At 61.1% G+C, this 16,916-nt stretch carries 8 protein-coding genes; 5 read left to right on the forward strand and 3 right to left on the reverse strand.

What is annotated here, in order from left to right:
- Positions 1-207: 207 nt before the first annotated feature.
- On the reverse strand, positions 208-762 hold the full coding sequence (locus GGQ85_RS17770) for a flavin reductase family protein (protein ID WP_309775673.1): 555 nt from the start codon (positions 760-762) through the stop codon (positions 208-210).
- A 605-nt stretch (positions 763-1,367) separates the two neighbouring features.
- Here GGQ85_RS17770 and GGQ85_RS17775 point away from each other — a divergent pair.
- The 5 genes from GGQ85_RS17775 to GGQ85_RS17795 are packed head-to-tail and all read left to right on the forward strand — an operon-like array spanning position 1,368 to position 5,964.
- A complete protein-coding gene (locus tag GGQ85_RS17775) occupies positions 1,368-1,940 on the forward strand; it encodes a carboxymuconolactone decarboxylase family protein (protein ID WP_309775658.1) in 573 nt (190 codons plus the stop codon).
- 17 nt (positions 1,941-1,957) lie between these two features.
- Entirely contained in the window at positions 1,958-3,046 is a 1,089-nt protein-coding gene (locus GGQ85_RS17780; RefSeq protein WP_309775659.1) for an acyl-CoA dehydrogenase family protein, read from the forward strand.
- Complete coding sequence (locus GGQ85_RS17785; protein ID WP_309775660.1) at positions 3,043-3,855, forward strand: ABC transporter ATP-binding protein; 813 nt, start codon at positions 3,043-3,045, stop codon at positions 3,853-3,855. The genes GGQ85_RS17780 and GGQ85_RS17785 overlap by 4 nt, the downstream gene beginning before the upstream one ends.
- A gap of 52 nt (positions 3,856-3,907) precedes the next feature.
- Positions 3,908-5,110, forward strand: coding sequence for an ABC transporter substrate-binding protein (locus GGQ85_RS17790; protein ID WP_309775661.1), 1,203 nt, complete (start codon positions 3,908-3,910; stop codon positions 5,108-5,110).
- Positions 5,107-5,964, forward strand: coding sequence for an ABC transporter permease (locus GGQ85_RS17795; RefSeq protein ID WP_309775663.1), 858 nt, complete (start codon positions 5,107-5,109; stop codon positions 5,962-5,964). Before GGQ85_RS17790 ends, GGQ85_RS17795 begins: the two co-directional genes overlap by 4 nt.
- A gap of 140 nt (positions 5,965-6,104) precedes the next feature.
- On the opposite strand, the gene GGQ85_RS17800 is transcribed toward GGQ85_RS17795, so the two are convergent.
- Together GGQ85_RS17800 and GGQ85_RS17805 are read right to left on the reverse strand one after the other, a co-directional pair.
- Entirely contained in the window at positions 6,105-6,404 is a 300-nt protein-coding gene (locus tag GGQ85_RS17800) for a hypothetical protein (protein WP_309775664.1), read from the reverse strand.
- 132 nt (positions 6,405-6,536) lie between these two features.
- Entirely contained in the window at positions 6,537-16,751 is a 10,215-nt protein-coding gene (locus tag GGQ85_RS17805; RefSeq protein ID WP_309775667.1) for a Tc toxin subunit A-related protein, read from the reverse strand.
- Positions 16,752-16,916: the final 165 nt, after the last annotated feature.

A 16,916-nucleotide genomic window follows, 5' to 3' on the forward strand; every position in this document is an offset into this window, starting at 1 on the left:
GACAGAGTGGCTTCTGGACATATCGGCTCCTTCAGTTGGGAATCAACCAGCTGCATCATCGCAGCCGGAGAGCCGGGGCGGGCCATCTCATTAATTATGATCAAAAGTGCGGGCGCAGGCGGAATGGGATAACCTCAATTGAGGGTGGCATAATGAATGCCGCAATTGCGAGCGCGGTGGTAGCGGGCCAACAATCTGTGGCGAATATCACGTAGTCGAAAAAACTGAGTCAGGAATAGTGCCGGTACCGGAATTCTGAGTCACTTCCAGATACTTCCCATGCCAGTACGCCAGCGCGCTGCGGTTGCTGGAGAGATGCACATAACGCACGCGGCCAATGACAATGTCGTGAGAATGGCGCTCGATGATGTCGTCGACCTCGCAATCCAGCGCAGCGAGCGCATCCGTCAGAAGCCGCACGCCGGTTATTTTCGTAATCCATTTCGCGCCGAGATAGCGGCCCGCCCCTTTCACGCCGCCGCGCCCTGAAAACCTTTCGGCAATTTCGGCCTGGCGAGCGTTCAGCACGTTTACGCCGAACACGCCATGCCGCAACAGTATCGGCCACGCGGATGACTTTCGATTGATGCCGAAGATCACGGTCTCGGGTTCGATGGAAAGCGACGATACTGACGTTACGGTCAGGCCAGATACGTCACTGCCTTGTCCAACGGTGATTACACTTACCCCACTGGGAAGCCTTCGCATCGCATGGCGAAAACTTTCGGTTGCGTTAACCGTGTCTACTTCCAGTGTACTCATTCGGTGGGCCGTCGGAACGCCGGATTCAGAAGTTAAGTCAGTTGCTGCCATTTTTGATTTCAATGACCTTCATAATTCTGAACAGAACTCATGGGCGATGACACGGCGCGATGTCGATTGGCTCCGAAAAATAGCAATGCATGCATCGCGAACGCGATATGCGCGAAAAAGTTATTTTTCGATTTGCTGCATCGGAACGCCAAACATTCCCTCATCACGTCGACGTCTTGTGACGAAGCTCGATAGATTCACCTATCCCTTCCGATGATCGAGAAGACGGATACCAACGCCCATCAAAATTCAAACTGCTCGAGAAACGAAGAACGGAAAATGCCATACGCCGCTAGCGAGCAGCATTACGTCATTAGAAAACACACGACGCCCCGCCTGATCTTGAAATAATCTCCTTATTGGTTTGCAGGCCAGAATAGCAGCATGCTCTTGGGCGCCGGCTAAGAAGGTCGTTTCTTGTTATTTTTCCAAATGGGTTGTCGAGGCTGGACGCCTGTTTCACCATCATCATATCGAAGGGCTCATAACCTGACTGAGTTGGTCGCCGCTCTTCGCGCTGGTCCACTTGGGTCGATGCCACCGATAGGATGCACATGACACGCTTGCCAATTCATACCGCTACCACAGCCCCTGAAGCCGCCAGGGAACGGGTCCAGAATGCCGAGACGACGAACGGCTTTTTACCTAACCTGATCGGACTTTTGGCCAATGCGCCAACAGCGTTGGAGACCTATCAGACCGTGAGCGGCATCAACGCGCGCAGCGGCCTAACGCTAGCGGAGCGAGAGGCAGTGCAGATCACCGCTGCCGCGACCCATGGCTGCGGCTTCTGCGTCGCCGGTCACACCGCGATCGCTTATAAGAAAGCTGACCTGAAGGACGCTACCGTCAACGCGCTACGCGATGGCACGCGTGGGCCGGATGCACGCCTCAATGCCGTAGCGGACTTCACCCGCGCCGTGATTCGCAGCCGCGGCCGTGTCGAGGATTCCGAATTGAAGGCGTTCCGCAACGCCGGCTTCAACGACGCCAACGTGCTGGAAGTGGTGCTCGGCGTCAGTCTCGCGACGCTGTGCAACTTCGCCAACAACCTTGGACAAACAGACCTCAATCCGCAGCTTAAGCCTTACGCATGGAACAATTCGGCCGCCGTCGCTGCCGAATGACGGATGAAGGTATCGCCATGACACACTTAATCTCCGATCTTGTGGCATGGCTTGACGCCAGCGCCTTTCATCTCGACACCACGGCCGACACAGCCGCAGCGGTTCTTCCCAAGCTCGCGGACGCTGGTCTGTTTGGGCTGGGCGTGCCGGTGCAATGGGGTGGCAACGGCGGCCATGTCGCTGACGCGGTCAACGCCATCGCCGAGGTCTCGGCGCATTCGCTGACCGCGGGCTTCGTGTTCTGGGGCCATCGCACATTCATCGAATATCTGCTGCAGAGCCCCAACGCCGCTTTGCGCGAAACGCTACTGCCGGATCTATTAGCCGGCCGGCGCGGCGGCGCTACCGGCCTGTCCAACGCGATGAAATTCCTTTCAGGCATTGAGGAACTGTCGGTGCAGTCCCAGCGTAGCGGCACTGCGCTACAGCTCGACGGTTATCTGCCGTGGGTGACCAACCTGCCCGCGGCAGGCTTTGATGTTGCGCTGGCTGTCAAGGGTGCGGATGGTGCTCCTGCCTTTATCGTCTCACTGACTTCCGACGATTCCGGTCTCGAACGCTCGCCTGATCTCGATCTGATGGCAATGCGCGGATCAAACACCGCGGCGCTCAAGATCGACGGTGTGCGTATTGGCGAGGATCGCGTTATCCATCACAATGCTACCGAATGGCTGCCGAAGGTAAGGCCCGCCTTTCTGGCGATGCAGTCCGCGTTGTCTGTCGGCCTGGCGCGTCGCGGACTTGCGGAAGCGACCGCCAGACTTCGCAATGACCGCGACATCCTGAGTGAACCGGTCGCTGCGCTCTCCGCCGAACTCACTTCCACCGAAACTGCGCTGCATGAAGGGCTGCGTGGAGGCCGCTTCATCGAGCACCCGGCAAGCCTGTTCCGCCTACGCATCCGTCTCGCTGAGATTGCGGTGCAGGCCGTACAGTTCGAGCTGTCGGCCTCCGGCGGCCGGGCCTATCTGTCTCAGCCCGGCGCAGGCTTCCAGCGCCGGCTGCGCGAAGCCGCTTTCATTCCGGTCGTCACGCCCAGCCTGGTACAACTGAAGCTCGCGCTTCGCGTTCAGGAATTGCCAGCCGCCGTCGGCGCGACAGCATGACCACGGCCGCACAAACCGCTTCCCCGGCATCGGATCGTCAGGCTGCTATTCTTGAAGCCGCCGGCGTGGTGCTGCGCTATCCCGACCAACCGCAACCGGTTGTCGGGGCGTTCGATTTTGAGTTGGCCGCAGGCGAGACCGTCAGCGTGCTCGGTCCGAGCGGAGTCGGCAAATCGAGCTTGTTGCGCGTGCTTGGCGGGCTGCAAAAGCCAACCGAAGGCACGGTGACGATGAATGGCAAGCCGCTGCAGGGCGTGTCACCGCGCGTTTCCATCGCCTTTCAGGACGCAAGCCTGCTGCCATGGCTGTCGCTGGAGAAGAACGTTGCATTCGGGCTCAACTTCAAGCACCAGCCGCGTCTGACGCCGGAGGAAAGCAAAGTCCGCGTCGATGTTGCGATCCGTGAAGTCGGACTGACGCACGCACGGCACTACTTTCCCGAGCAACTGTCCGGCGGCATGGCGCAGCGCGCCGCGCTGGCGCGATGCTTGGCGCGCAAGCCGGAAATTCTGCTGCTCGACGAGCCCTTCGGCGCACTCGACGAAGTGACCCGTACCGAGATGCAGCATCTGCTGCTGAAGGTGATGCGCGATTTCCAAACCGCGGCGATCCTGATCACTCACGACATCGATGAGGCACTGTTGGTCTCTGATCGCATCCTGCTGCTCGGCGAAACACCGGCGCGAGTGATCGGCCAATGGTGCATCGACCTTCCGACACCGCGCGAAAACTACATCGCAGAGCTCGGCGTCATCCGCGTTGAAATTCTCTCACGACTGCGCGGCGCGACCCAGCGGCGCATTAACTAAAACGGCCACGTAGCGACGCCGCGCAGCCAAATGACGATTCAAAGGACCGGCCATGTCGATCGACGAATTTTCCCGTTATGACGTCTCCCGCCGTCAGATGCTGCGCCTGTCAGCGCTGCTGACCGCTAGTGGCGCGCTGCCGCTCCTGAAGGCATACGAGGCGCGCGCCGAGGTCGCGGATGTGCCACTGCGCATCGGCTATCTACCGATCACCGATGCGACGCCGCTTCTGGTGGCGCATGGCAAGGGGTTTTTCGAGGAGGCAGGCATCAAGGCCGAGAAGCCGGTGCGCCTGCGGAGCTGGGCGCAGGTGCTGGAAGCCTTTATCTCCGGACAAGTGAACGCCGTCCATCTGCTGTCGCCGATGACAGTCTGGGCACGCTTCGCCAGCAAGGCTCCGGCCAAGGTGGTCGCCTGGAATCACACCAGCGGCTCCGGCCTCAGCGTCCTGCCGCACATCAACAGCGTCAAGGATCTTGGCGTTACCACGGTCGCCATTCCGTTCTGGTACTCGATTCACAATGTGGTGCTGCAAGTCCTGCTGCGCGAGAACGGATTGAAGCCGGTGTCGAAACGCACAGGCACCCCCGCTGCCGACGAGGTCAATCTCGTTGTCATGGCGCCGGCTGACATGGTGCCGGCGCTCGCCTCGAAGCAGATCAGTGGCTACATCGTCGCCGAGCCGTTCAACGCAGCGAGCGAGGCGCTTGGTGTCGGAAAGATCCTGCGCTTCACCGGAGATGTCTGGAAGGATCACGCCTGCTGCCTGGTGTTCATGCATGAACGCGATATCCAGCAGCGCCCGGAATGGGTGCAGCGCGCAGTCAACGCGATGGTCAAAGCGCAGCTCTGGACGCGGGAACATCGCGCGGAGACGGCGGCGCTGCTCTCCAAGGACAATCCCAACCAATACACCCCGCATAGTGTCGAAGTTCTGAGCAAAGTGCTGGCGCCGCCGGAGGCTGATGATGCCGCCTACATCAAGGCTGGCGCGATCAAGCATCCGGACTGGCGCGAGCGCCGGATCGATTTCCAGCCCTATCCCTATCCAAGCTTCACCGAGGAACTGATCCGGCGCCTGCGGGAAACATTGGTCGAGGGGGATCGCGCGTTCCTCGATACGCTCGATCCTGCAGCCGCTGGCCGCGAGCTTGTCGACGATCGTTTCGTCAAGAAGGCGGTGGTCGCGGCAGGCGGCATGGCGGCGTTCGGTCTGCCGGAATCCTTTACCCGCACCGAGGTTGTGACGGCATGAGCACAAGCTGGCCAAGCGACAGCCTGAGCCGCTCCGCATCTCCGCGGCTCGCTACGTTTGCGGGTCGTTTTGGCGGCAAGCCATCGCTGACGCTGCCAGCATTGACCAACAGCCTGCTCGGCATCGGCGGACTGATCATGCTGCTGTTGCTGTGGTGGCTCGGCACCGATGTCCTGGCTTCATCTGAAGGATTTATCCGGCAGTTCTCGCCGACCACGGCGATCCCCAAGCTCGTAACGATGCTGGCGCAGCCTGATCTGTCAGCGCATATTTTCGCCAGTCTGCGCAGGGTGCTGATCGGTCTCGCTTTCGCGTTGCTGATCGGCGTGCCCGTCGGGCTCGCAGTCGGCAGTTATAGCCGCCTCAATACCGCGACCTCGCCGGCGTTTCAGTTTCTGCGCATGATCTCACCTCTGTCGTGGATGCCGATTGCGGTGATGATGTTCGGCGTCGGCGACCAGCCAATCTATTTCATGCTGGCGTTCGCCGCGGTGTGGCCGATTCTGCTCAACACGGCCGAAGGTGTGCGGCGGCTGCAGCCGAGCTGGCTCAGTCTTGCCGACAGCCTCGCCGCGACGCGCTGGGAAACACTGTGGTACGTGATTCTGCCCGGCGTGCTTGGCCATGTGCTGACCGGATTGCGGCTTTCCGTCGGTATCGTCTGGATCGTGCTGGTGCCGTGCGAGATGCTCGGGGTCTCGGCTGGTCTCGGCTATTTCATTCTCGATACCCGCGATCGCCTCGCTTATTCGGAGCTGATGGCCACGGTGCTGATGATCGGCATACTCGGCTTCCTGCTCGATGTCGGAGCGCGGATGCTGTATCAAACTGTCACCCGCAGTCGCACCGCCTGAGGGATCGTCTCGCTCTCCTATAGCGTTGGCTCATGGTTTCGACCGGCTTTGGCCCTGGTTCCCTCACCCGAGTGGCGCGATCAAGCCACCGCTAGCACTTGGCTCGGGTAACGCCGTGCATCTAATCAGTTGCGAGGGAATCAGGATCGACCCAATTTCGCTGGCTTTTCCGAGCGTCTTTCCTGCCGGAGCCGCGCCGGCGGGCGCGGGTCTTTACCGGTGACCGCCATGAACTCCTCAAGAGTGAGATTAAGCTTGTCGCCGTTCGAAAGCTGCATCACCGCGTAGGTCTCGTCCCCCTGCTGCGGCAAGACCCGCACGCTGACGATCTGGTCCGCGTTGAGGAAGAAGCCGAACCTCAGCTCGATGAGTTCCACTGCGCTGGCTCTCGGCTTCGGAGCAGGCCTTTTCTCTTCATCGCGCGCGCTTTTCTTGACCATAGGCCCTCCCTCCACTGCTATCGCGTTTTCGAGCGAAGTGGATACCGGCTCGCCTGAAGAAAACGCGTCACATCAAAATCATAGAGCTTCGCTTCTGATTTCCGTCAGAAGCGGAAGAGCTCCAGGCTCTTCTCAACACAGTGCCGCACAGTCGTTGTCGCAAGCGGGCTGCCTCGGCAAGCATCGCTCAGGTGGACCGGCCTCGAACGAGCACACCAGGTAAGCGCGGTAAACGACGCTAACGCTTTCGGGAAACAAGAAATGGCCGATCGTGATCGGATGGTCGTCTCGCAGGAACGGGAACGGATACTCGATCACGCCGTGGAACAAGCAAGGCCAGTCTTCGCTGGCCACGCAGGTGAAAAAGTAACGGTCGCAGCACTTCTCCTCCGCGCCATCCTGGTGCTCCGGCAGAAATTCGATCTCATAATTTCGTACGTCCTGACACAGGCGCGTCTCGAACCAAAGCTCGACTCGTCGCATGCGAACAGGCCGCTCGCCCGGCAGGTACGGGAACATGCTGCGGCTCATGCGCAATGCGAGCGCGCGTGCGCAACCTGACTCCTCGACAACCGGCCCAAGGCCCTTGAACCGTTGCCACGCGTCCGAAAAGTCCTGTCGCCAGTCGAAGAAGCGTAGTCCGGCGCCCGGCAGCATGCAGGATGCCGCCGCCCAACTCGCTTCTCTCAGCGACGAACCGCCTTCGCGAGCAGTGTAGCTCAACTGGAAGATCAGGTCGCTAAGCGTGTCGATGTCGAAAGCGTTCGTCTCGATCGGAAGCTCGATCCGCCACCGACTCACCGCACCCGCATACTCAAACGGCAGATAGCGCTCGTCTCGGAAATTGAGTTCGAACAATCCGGTGTCGTTCTGACCCGTGGAGGTTGCGATCGCCTCAGTGGCGCCGTACCGCTTCACAATGCGAGGGTCGTCCGTGATGGTTTCATAGCGCTGCTGCTCACAACAACCACATGTACACTGGCCGGGGCAGCACTCTTCGACATCGAGTAACGTGGGTTCGACGCGCGTCGCGCTGCTCAGCAGCGTCAGCTTGCAATGAACCCCTGTGTACGGACCGGCGACGCAGGGGATCGTCAGACTCACTGACTTGATCCGACGCAGATAATGCCCGGGATACTCGCGGTCGAGACGCCATTCCGGAATTTCAATCTCGCAGACACCGGTCGTCTTGAGCTGAAGGAACGCGAGCGGGAAATCGAGGCGCAACGACAAACGCGTGACAAGCTCTTGCTCCCGTCGATTCTGATCGAAGTACGCCTTCTCCATGGCGCGCAGCGCCGTCGACAGACGTTCGCCGGCCAGCAGGCCTTCATGCAACCCATCCCAAAAGTTCAGTGGCAGGTAGCTTTGCGTCGTCAGCTCGCGCTCCAGTTGGAATGCCCGCTGCGCCTGCCGCGCCCAGCACCATGCGACATCGAACATCTGTCGGTGCAGCGCCGCGACCTCCTGCTGCAAAAAGAGATAGAGCGAGTGATTTGTGAACTTGTCGCGCAGGAAGTCTTGACCCTCCGCGGCTTGTTGCTTCTGCTGTGCCAGGTTGTTCAACTGGCGCAAGGCGGCATCGCGCTTGCGCTCGGCGCCCAGAATTTGCCGCTCGATCTGCTGGATTTCGATGTCGAGCACGGTGACCTGGAACACCCAGTCGGCCTCGCGACGATCCCATCCCGACTCGGTCAGCGCCAGACCGCTTTGCGTGCTGGTGATGTCAGCGGACGTATAAAGGATACGGGCCGCAGCGGCGAACGCATGTGCGAGCTTGGTGCCGATAGGCATCTTGAACACCGACACCGGCGTGGACGCGACACCCGCAACACCCGTCGTGTTGTCAGGAATGAGATTCATGACCTGACCGACCGCCTCGACGATATTGCCGGCCGCACGCGTGGTCATCGAGACGCCCATCAGATTCTGATAGCTCTGTTCTTTCGGGATGAGCCCATTCGCAATAAGGTCTGCATAATATTGGCGTTTCGCCTGCGCAGACTGTTTCGACTTCTGCAACGCCTGAACCTGCCAGTCCGCTTCGCGAAACTCCATGCGACGGATTTCTTCGGTCAGATTCTGCAACTGGCGCTCATGTCTCGATCGCATGGCCGCGAGGAATTCGGCATCTCCTTTTTCGAATGCCGCAATCAGTTCAGCGCCAAACGTACGCACCTCGTTTGCCGTTTCCAGCGCGCGCTGGAGGAGAAACTGGAAGCGATAGGGACTTGGCGGACAGCAGCAACCGTCGTCCAAACAGTTTGTGGTCTCGGTCTTCCATCCGCGTCGTACAGGATCGTCACCCCAATACGAAGTATCCAGGTGCAGGACACCGCTCTTCAATCTGGCTTTCGTGAGGCATTGGTGAAGCGCGTCGAGCTGATCGGCGACGTTATCGTAGATCTCCATGAGGCGAGGGTTGAGCGGCGGGAGTCGCGGCACGAACACCGCCACCGTCTGCGGACTCTGACCGTCATCCTGGCCGTAGATCGTGCGCGGCCGCGGGCCAAGAAACTGCGAAAGCGTATCGAGGCGCAGCTTTGCCACCGCATAACCTTCAGGTGAGTTCTTGCACATCGCTGATTGCGCGTGCTGAAGTAACGTTTCGAGATACGACAGCACGACGCTGCGCTGCCGGGCCGCGACATCCGTCCTTACCAGCGTATCGCAACACGGATCCTGATCTGTGCGCCTCGCGCCGCTCACCGCTGACAGCACGGTGGGCGCAACATTCCGGCCGGGATTGGCGTTCAGGCTCGCGTCGAGATTCGGCTGATCCGCCCCTGCACCGGGCACTGCGGGGTTGGGGCCTCTGTTTATGTCCCCTGTCGGCACACTTCCTCCGTCGCGCGGTGGCCTGCGACACGTCGACCAGCTCAGATCCTTGTCGCCGGGAGTGAAGTAGAGCTCATACCACTTCAGCGCCGCCTCGTAGCGGCAGTGGGTACGTAGTGTTGCCGCAACGGTCATCGCTGTCGCGAAGATCGAGGGTTCGAGCGGCACGCCCGGCAGAAAATAGACGAAGAACGGATACGCTGACAGTGAGGGCGGAAACGGTCCGGCGGGGGCCGGCGTTGCGATCACTTCGGGCAATACCACGGCGGTATCCGGCGCGATATCGTATCGGAAACCCCAAGGCGACGGATCCGTGAAGCCAAGCGGAAGCGCATCGGCATGGGTGACGCGGAATCGTAACGAGTCTCCCTCGCGACCGTCGAACTGGAGCTGCGGTTCACCTGCTGCAAGGATCACATGTACGCCGTCATCGGAGGAACGCGGTGTCTGGAACTCACCGTTGTGCACGCGAACCCACGCGAGTTTAACCATCGGCTTCGTCGGCCAGGCGAGCAGTTTCGGCAACTGCGCGGGGCGATGCCAATCAGACGTCATGTCACCGGGCGCGACTCCCCAGTCGGCATCCTGATACAGGGTCTTGTCGGCGACGTTGAGAATGGTCGGATCGTAGTATTCCGAGTCGACCAGCCAGAAATAGTACTCGTCCATCACAGGCGGATGCACACGACCGCAGTCGCAGCAGCACGGCGACGCCGCGTTCGCGGCCGGCATGAACAAAGACCTGGCCGACGGCTCACCGGCAGCAGCGATACGCAGGAAGCGAGTGCCCAATCGGACCGCCGCCTGCAGCCAGAGCGGCAGCGGCGGCGAAGCCGACCCGTTCGGGTCGACGCCATTCCCATTTCCGTCGTTTCCGTTCGCGGCACCTGGCGCGACCGCGGCGATTCCGATGACAGGTCCGTCCGGATTTCCACCCGGAGTATCGCCGCCGCCCCGAAACTGCATCTGCGACGGCGCAAGCCAGCTCGGCCGTGCGTGTCGCTCAGGCCGACCCATCAACCCGAGATTCTCGGATTGCGCCACCTGTTTGAGATAAGACGGTTCTCGATGCTGCAACGAAATGAGCGCCGGATTGTCGGGCCAATACGGCTCCGGCCAGTATTCCATGCCGCCCGGCTCGATCGCTGTGAGCGTTCCCCGCCTCAGCTCGGATTCGAGGAAGCGGAATGCTTCCGTCTGGATCGCATGCTCGTGCTCGCTCCACTCGACGCAATTCTCCCTATATAACATGCGCCGACGGCACGCCTGCCAGATCCGGAAGGTCGCGAATATCTTGTCCCAAGCCGCTGCGAACTTGGGCGCGATCGTGAACGTCGGCTCCTGAGAAAGTCGCGCGCGTTCAACGAACGACTGCACGGCAGTGATCGCCTCCTCGATACGGCTCGCCTTCTCGCAGATTCCCGCTTCGACGTCGAGCAACAGCAGCGCACCGATGTCGCGGGCCGACGTCGCAAAGCTGCCGGGTGCGAACGGCAAGGGCACGCGATTCATTCCCGTGAGCCAGGCCAGCAAGGCCGCCCGCGCCCGCCCGCGCAGCAGATTGTTGAGGCGCTCGAGATCGGCATAACGCCTTGGGGCGCGCTCGATCATTCCGTCGCGATAGAACTTCGTCAGATTGGCATTACCTCCCGCCATCGCGGCCGCCGTGCTCGCGGCCCAGACATCGGGCTGCGCGAACGACAGATCGCGAGGCACGAACGCCTGCAACAACGTCTGCACCCAAAGCGAGGCGCGCCAGCAGCGTATCGCCCAACGATCGTCGCAGAGCTTCGTCCAATCGACGGTGACGCCGTCATGGAAATCCAGGATCAGCGGCGCGTTATTCACGTCGACGCCGAGATCTATGAGCAACGGAACCGGATCGACCGGCTGTTGGTTCGACGCCTCGACGAAGCAAAGCCACGCCAGCCGCTCACTGCACCGCCGAATGGTTTTTCGCATATGAGCGTAGTCGTAGAGTCGTTCGAACCAGTCGAACAATGCCTGTCTGCGCCGCACGGACGGCGTGGCACGCTGGTCGAACGGCGCCGGAGGATCGCGTTCCGGGTCGCCGGCGTAGACGTCACCAACCGGAAGGTAATTGAAGTCCAGCAATGCACGGTGGGACGTGAACGGTGCACCCGCCACATAGGTGAAACCGGCAAACAGCGCTGGCGAGGACAGCATGTATTCGATCTCGGAAACGTTCGCGCGGGCAACCAGACCTGCGGACAACCGCAGTCGATGACAGAAGAGCAGCGCCTTGAACGCGCGTTCATAGGTGCGACGAATGTCGCGCAGGCTGCTCGTGTATTGTTGCGCGAGATACTCTACCGCCGAGGGGACGACTGCCATTGCACTCGTCAACGGGCCGGTTACGACATCGCGGTACAGGCGCTCCGCAGGAAGCGCGACGATGCAGTCCTGCGTATCGGGGCCTTCGTACTTGACGGTGAAGCCGGTGCGAGCACGCACCAACTCATTTTTCTCGTCGAATTCCGGCTGAATCTGCTCAAAGTCGATGTCGATGAAATAGGCGCCACGCTTCAGATACAGCGGGCCGGATATGCGATCGGGTGCTTGCTCATCCGCCCACCGATAGTTGAGCAAACGAAACGTCTTCTGCCCGCGCCGCAGATTGACCCGCCACTTGTTGTGATTGCACTTTTCGAAATCGGGTCGCTCGCAGTCCGGCGTCGGCGCCCCGGCAAAGAACGTGTACGTGCCCGGCTTCTCGACAATGAGCACGCCAGACCAGTGCGCGGTGAATCCTTCGGCGCCGGCAAGCGGCAGCCCGTCCGCTTCACGAAGCGCGATTCCGTTCCGGATCAGTGCGAACTCATGGTCGGTCGCCGGCAACGCGAAATCGAGTTTCGGAACGATGGTGGGGATCGGCGCATTCCAATGGTTGTTGGCCCGCGTGAATGCGTCCATCGCCCCGGTCAGCTGGGGCCACGCCTCGCCGCTCGAGTTCCTTACTTCACCGAGCAGGCCGGTGCCTGTGAGGCCGATTAGAGCGGCGAATGCGCCACCGGTCGGCTGCGCCCAGGTGAAGCCTGCCGGAAGCTCGCCATCGTCACGCTCCCACGGGCCGGTCGCAAAATTTTCATCGCCCAGCAGACGGCGGAGGATCAGCAGGGCGAGATCGATCTCGACCTCACCCTTGTCCGAAGCATGGCCGACGTGACAAGCCAAGTGTTCCGCAACGGTGCGCGCGCGGTGTGAGAACGTCATGAATGCACGCCGGAAATAGTCCCACCGTTTCCGTTCGTCCGATTCCTCTATGAGCGCCTTCTCCGCCTCTACAAGGCTCGGAAACAGAAAAGAGAATCGTGCCAGTTCTGCACGAGGCAAGAAGTAGAGTTGCTGAACCGCTGCGCGCTCGTTGGCCGTCAGCTGCTCAATCGCGTTGAGTTTGAAGAGCACATCCTCGTTGCGCAGAGGAAGTTCCATGACGAGCTCTTGCGCGAGCGCGTCGTATTGGAAGGGTCCGGGATGCGGAAAATTCCACATACTCGCCACCGTGCCCGGAAGCACGGTACGGTATTGGCGCGCCTGCGGCCCAGCAGCAATGCCCGAGCGCGCCAGCGCGTCGGGAAAGAAGTGCTCTCCCAGCTTTTGTAACGGATCCGTTCCGACTGGGGGAGCGTAGCCGAATTCCGTGCGCATCGCCGTGGAGAGCGCCGTCCAGGTCAGCGCTGCAATGTCCTCGTCCTTCGTCCGGACATGCAGGAGCCTCTCGCGCAATTTCCACAGATCGAAGGGGTGCCCCTCTTCCGGAAAATCGAAGGGCTGGTCGAGAGCTTCGTTCCCGTCCTGCTGGAAGAATGGATCGTCGCCGCCGAGATGCTGATCGACCGAGAAGAGATACAGCAGTTCTCCCGTCGTGAACGACGAACCATAGATCTTCGCCAAAATCTCCGTGAAGCGCAGGGTACTGGTCGGTTGCGCATTCCATCGTGCTGCGGCCGCATCGAAGCCGCTCAGCAAGGCCAGCGAGTCCAGGTTTTGGCGCAGGATCTTCATGAATTCCGGCGGACGATGGCGATGATGGCTGCCCGGGCGTCGGCCTGGCGCATGCTCACGCTCGGCACGATCCTCGACGCGACCGAGAAGGTGCGCGACCGCCCAATCGAACGACGACGCCGGTCCCGCGCTCCATAGGCCGAGTAGCCGGGTGCGCGTCGCGCCGCTCGCATTCGGCGCGGCATGATCGGTACCGAGATCGAGTTGCCAATCGTCACGCAGGATCTGAAACGATACGAGCTGCCGGATGAATTCCGGATTCGCGTTGGCGCCCTGGAATAAGTTGAACACGAGACAGATGTCGCAAAGATCGGCAAAACTGTAGCCCGCACCACGCAGACACTTGAGCGATCGCCAGAGTCGAATGAACACCATCAACCGGCGAAGCGCGTCTTCGATCGACTCCGGATTAGTGAACCGAATAATGAGATCGTCGGCACAGCACGGTTCGCATATCGGGAAGTCCGGGTCCTGCGGCAGACCCGTCGGCCCGCCGGCCGCATTGAACTGATCGGGAATCCGGCGTTCGAACTCCACGAACTTCGACTTCCACAGTTCGAGGAACTCGCAATACTGAAGCCCTGTCCGTTTCAGGAATTCCGGTACGCGCACGACGATCGACTTCCAGTCGACGCCATTGATCATGTCGGTCGGGAACCCGTACATCTTATGCAGATCTGTCGCGCCGATCGGGTTCAGATAGAGCGTCTGGTGCTCGGCCGGTGAGAGGCCGAGGTACTCGATCGCCAGTTCGATGCGCACCGGATAGCGCCACAGATGTTTCTGAAAATCGGCCGCTTCCTCACCCGCATCGATAGCGAATTCAGTAATCTGCTCGCGGAAGGCGCGCATCGTCGCGAACCGCGACGTACCCATCGCGCAGAGATACGAACGCGAGATATCGAGGGGCTGCGAGTACGGCAGCAAAGGCGATGAGAAATCGATCTCAAGCGTCGCGTAGGCGCCCGGTCGCTTTACCGGCGTCGCGGGCGTCGAATGTTCCGGCAGGGCAGCGAAGAGCGCGTTCGGCAGGTGGCCATCGCTCTCTTTGTCGTCGGGCGCTTTGAGCGTGTGGCCTCCGAGCGCGACTCCATTCGTGTCATACACAACGCCCGTCGCACTGCCATCGACCAGCGCTTCAAGATTCTCGTTGACGATGTCGATCAGAGGCAGCGTCGTGCAGAGATTGGCGGCCGTAGCGTGCAGATTGCCGAGCGGCCCGCGACGCGACGCGATCAACGCGCCGAGTGGATCGCCGGTCGCAACCGGATGATCGCATGTGGAACCGAAACCGGCGGCAAGCAAATGCTGCAAGTATGTCACCGGACCTAGCGGCGACAAGTGCCAGGGTGGGATGCAGTTGACGAGCGAGGCGTCGGGATTGATCGGTGTGAACGGGCCGGGCGCCACAGGCGGGGCGCCCGCGACCGAGCCGCCGGCCGCCGCCTGAATGGCGGCAGCGTGCGGATAAGCCACCGTACCCGTCAACGCGTACTCGAACTCCGTCGACGACAACGCCTGAATCTTCTCGCGAGAGGTGAACCCGCGCGCATAGAGCGCTTCGAGCAGCGAGAACTGCAACGATGCCGGACCTACGCCGCTCGTCGCGCGCAGCAACTCGTCGATCGTCTGAAGCGCATTGAGCAGCCAAGCCTGCGCGTTCGCATCACCGGGGAACACCGTCTGCAAGGCATTCACGATAAGCGGCGCGTTCCAATTCGCGACGGGAAATACAAAACCAGGGGCCGCCGCGAGAAAGGCTCCAAACGGTTCATTGTCGGCGATGGGTATGGCTAGCGCGTGCGCGCCCGCGCCCAGCACCGGTGGCGGTGCGATAGACAGCACCTCGAAGTATTTGCGGACCTGCCGAACGAACGCCTGCACGCGCTCCTCGGGCGTGCCCGGATTCGTGAAGTCGGGCAGCAGTCCCACGTTGCCGGGCAGGAAGAAGGCCATCCACTGCTGAACCGTGAGCGCCTTCAACTGTCCCGTGCTTGCAACCGGGATGGCCTTGATTGCCGCGATCAGCGCCGTCGAGTCCGCTGTAACGACGGTCTGCTGAGTGACCACGGCCAGCACGAGATCGAGGTGGCCCGGCACGAGCGCGGCTGGGAAAGAGCTCTGCTGCCAGAACGGATCGATCGACGGGTTGGTGTCCGCAAGCCACGCGGTCACAAGCGCATTTACATTCGGATTGAGCGGACATAGCGGGGGTCGCTGCACGCGTCCGCGCCCAATCGCAACAAGGCGTCGAGCCGCATTCTCAGGCGGGATCGCAGCGACGGGGATGATGTTCGCATCAATCGCCGCCTTGATCCCTGTAACGATGCGCGGCTCGTCATCGTCGGTTGCCATGCGGTAACGCTGATCGGCGGTGACGTTCGCCGCGAGGGTCGCTGAGAGCGCGTAGAAATATTCCGCAGGCACCTGGAAGTTGAGCGTCAGGCCACCGCTATCCTCAATGACGACGTCAGCCTGCCTGAATGTAGAGCCCGGCGTCGGCGGCGTGCCGGTTTCGACCGGGAAATGCAGACTCGCACGTACCGGTGCCGCACTCTGCTGCTCGGCCCAGACCGCAGCCGATATTGCGAAGACATATTGCGCCAGTCGATCCGAATTCGCATTCTGAAGCGCGTAGTAGCCCAACAGGCTCGCCTCATACTGTTTGCGATCCATGTCCGCCCGGTCGCGATCGTCGTTGCTCCAGGACGTATCGGTCTGCGGACGTGTGTACATTTCCTCGAGCCGCCGGTCGTTCGGGCGGTCGGGCGGCGGTGTGATCTGGCGATTCCAGATGATCTCGCGTGCAACCTGCCGTGCCTGCGCGGCGGTGAGCGGGCTCCGGTTGGCAAGCGCGGCGCCGGCGTCGGGATCCTGCGCCAACACCTTGTCCACTGCCGTACGAAGCGAAGCAAATTTCGGCGGCGTTCCGTCCGTTGGCAAGTCAACGAATGCGGCATTGGGATCAAGCGCAACCGAAGGATCGGGCAGCGAAACCACCAACGCGGGCGGATCGACGCCGATATAGGTTGCCGGATTGTTCGAGATCGGCGCATCCGGCTCGGTCTTCACATTGAAGTCGAGCCGTTCGTAGGCAACGATCTCCGTACCTTGCTTTATCTCAAGACGCAGATCGCTCGTGTTGAACTCCGCCGCTGGCGAATTGAGCTCGATGACAGCGGTTGCGACCGCTTCCAGGCGCACATCCGGTTCAGGCGGCGCGGGCAGCGGAAGCACCTGCACCGGGTACACGGAGAAGTGCTGCGCGATTCTTTGCGTCGCCGGCGTGAACGCTGGACCGGACGCGTTGATGCCGGTGTTCGGAACCCACGCGCCCTGCGCCTGTCCGATGAGCGTGCCATCGGCCGTATTGTCAAAAGACAGGTCGAACGCACGAATGGAAAGATTGGCTAGATAGTTGCTGAAGTCGGCGCCGCTGGTAGGCTTCATCGGCACGAGGCGGACGAGAATGACGTGTGGCATGACGAGAATTCCTTTGCCTACTTCTCTTTTCTTTCTGCGATCAGTTCATGCGGATCACCGCATGAACGCGATCCGACCGCGGGGACGACAAGGGCCTACCGTTTCATCCTGCTGGCGGGCTCCATAGCCGTCCGCGCTCGCGTCTGCGCAGACGGACGAACAAAC

It is taken from the genome of Nitrobacter vulgaris (assembly GCF_031453995.1).
Taxonomy (GTDB): Bacteria; Pseudomonadota; Alphaproteobacteria; order Rhizobiales; family Xanthobacteraceae; genus Nitrobacter; species Nitrobacter vulgaris.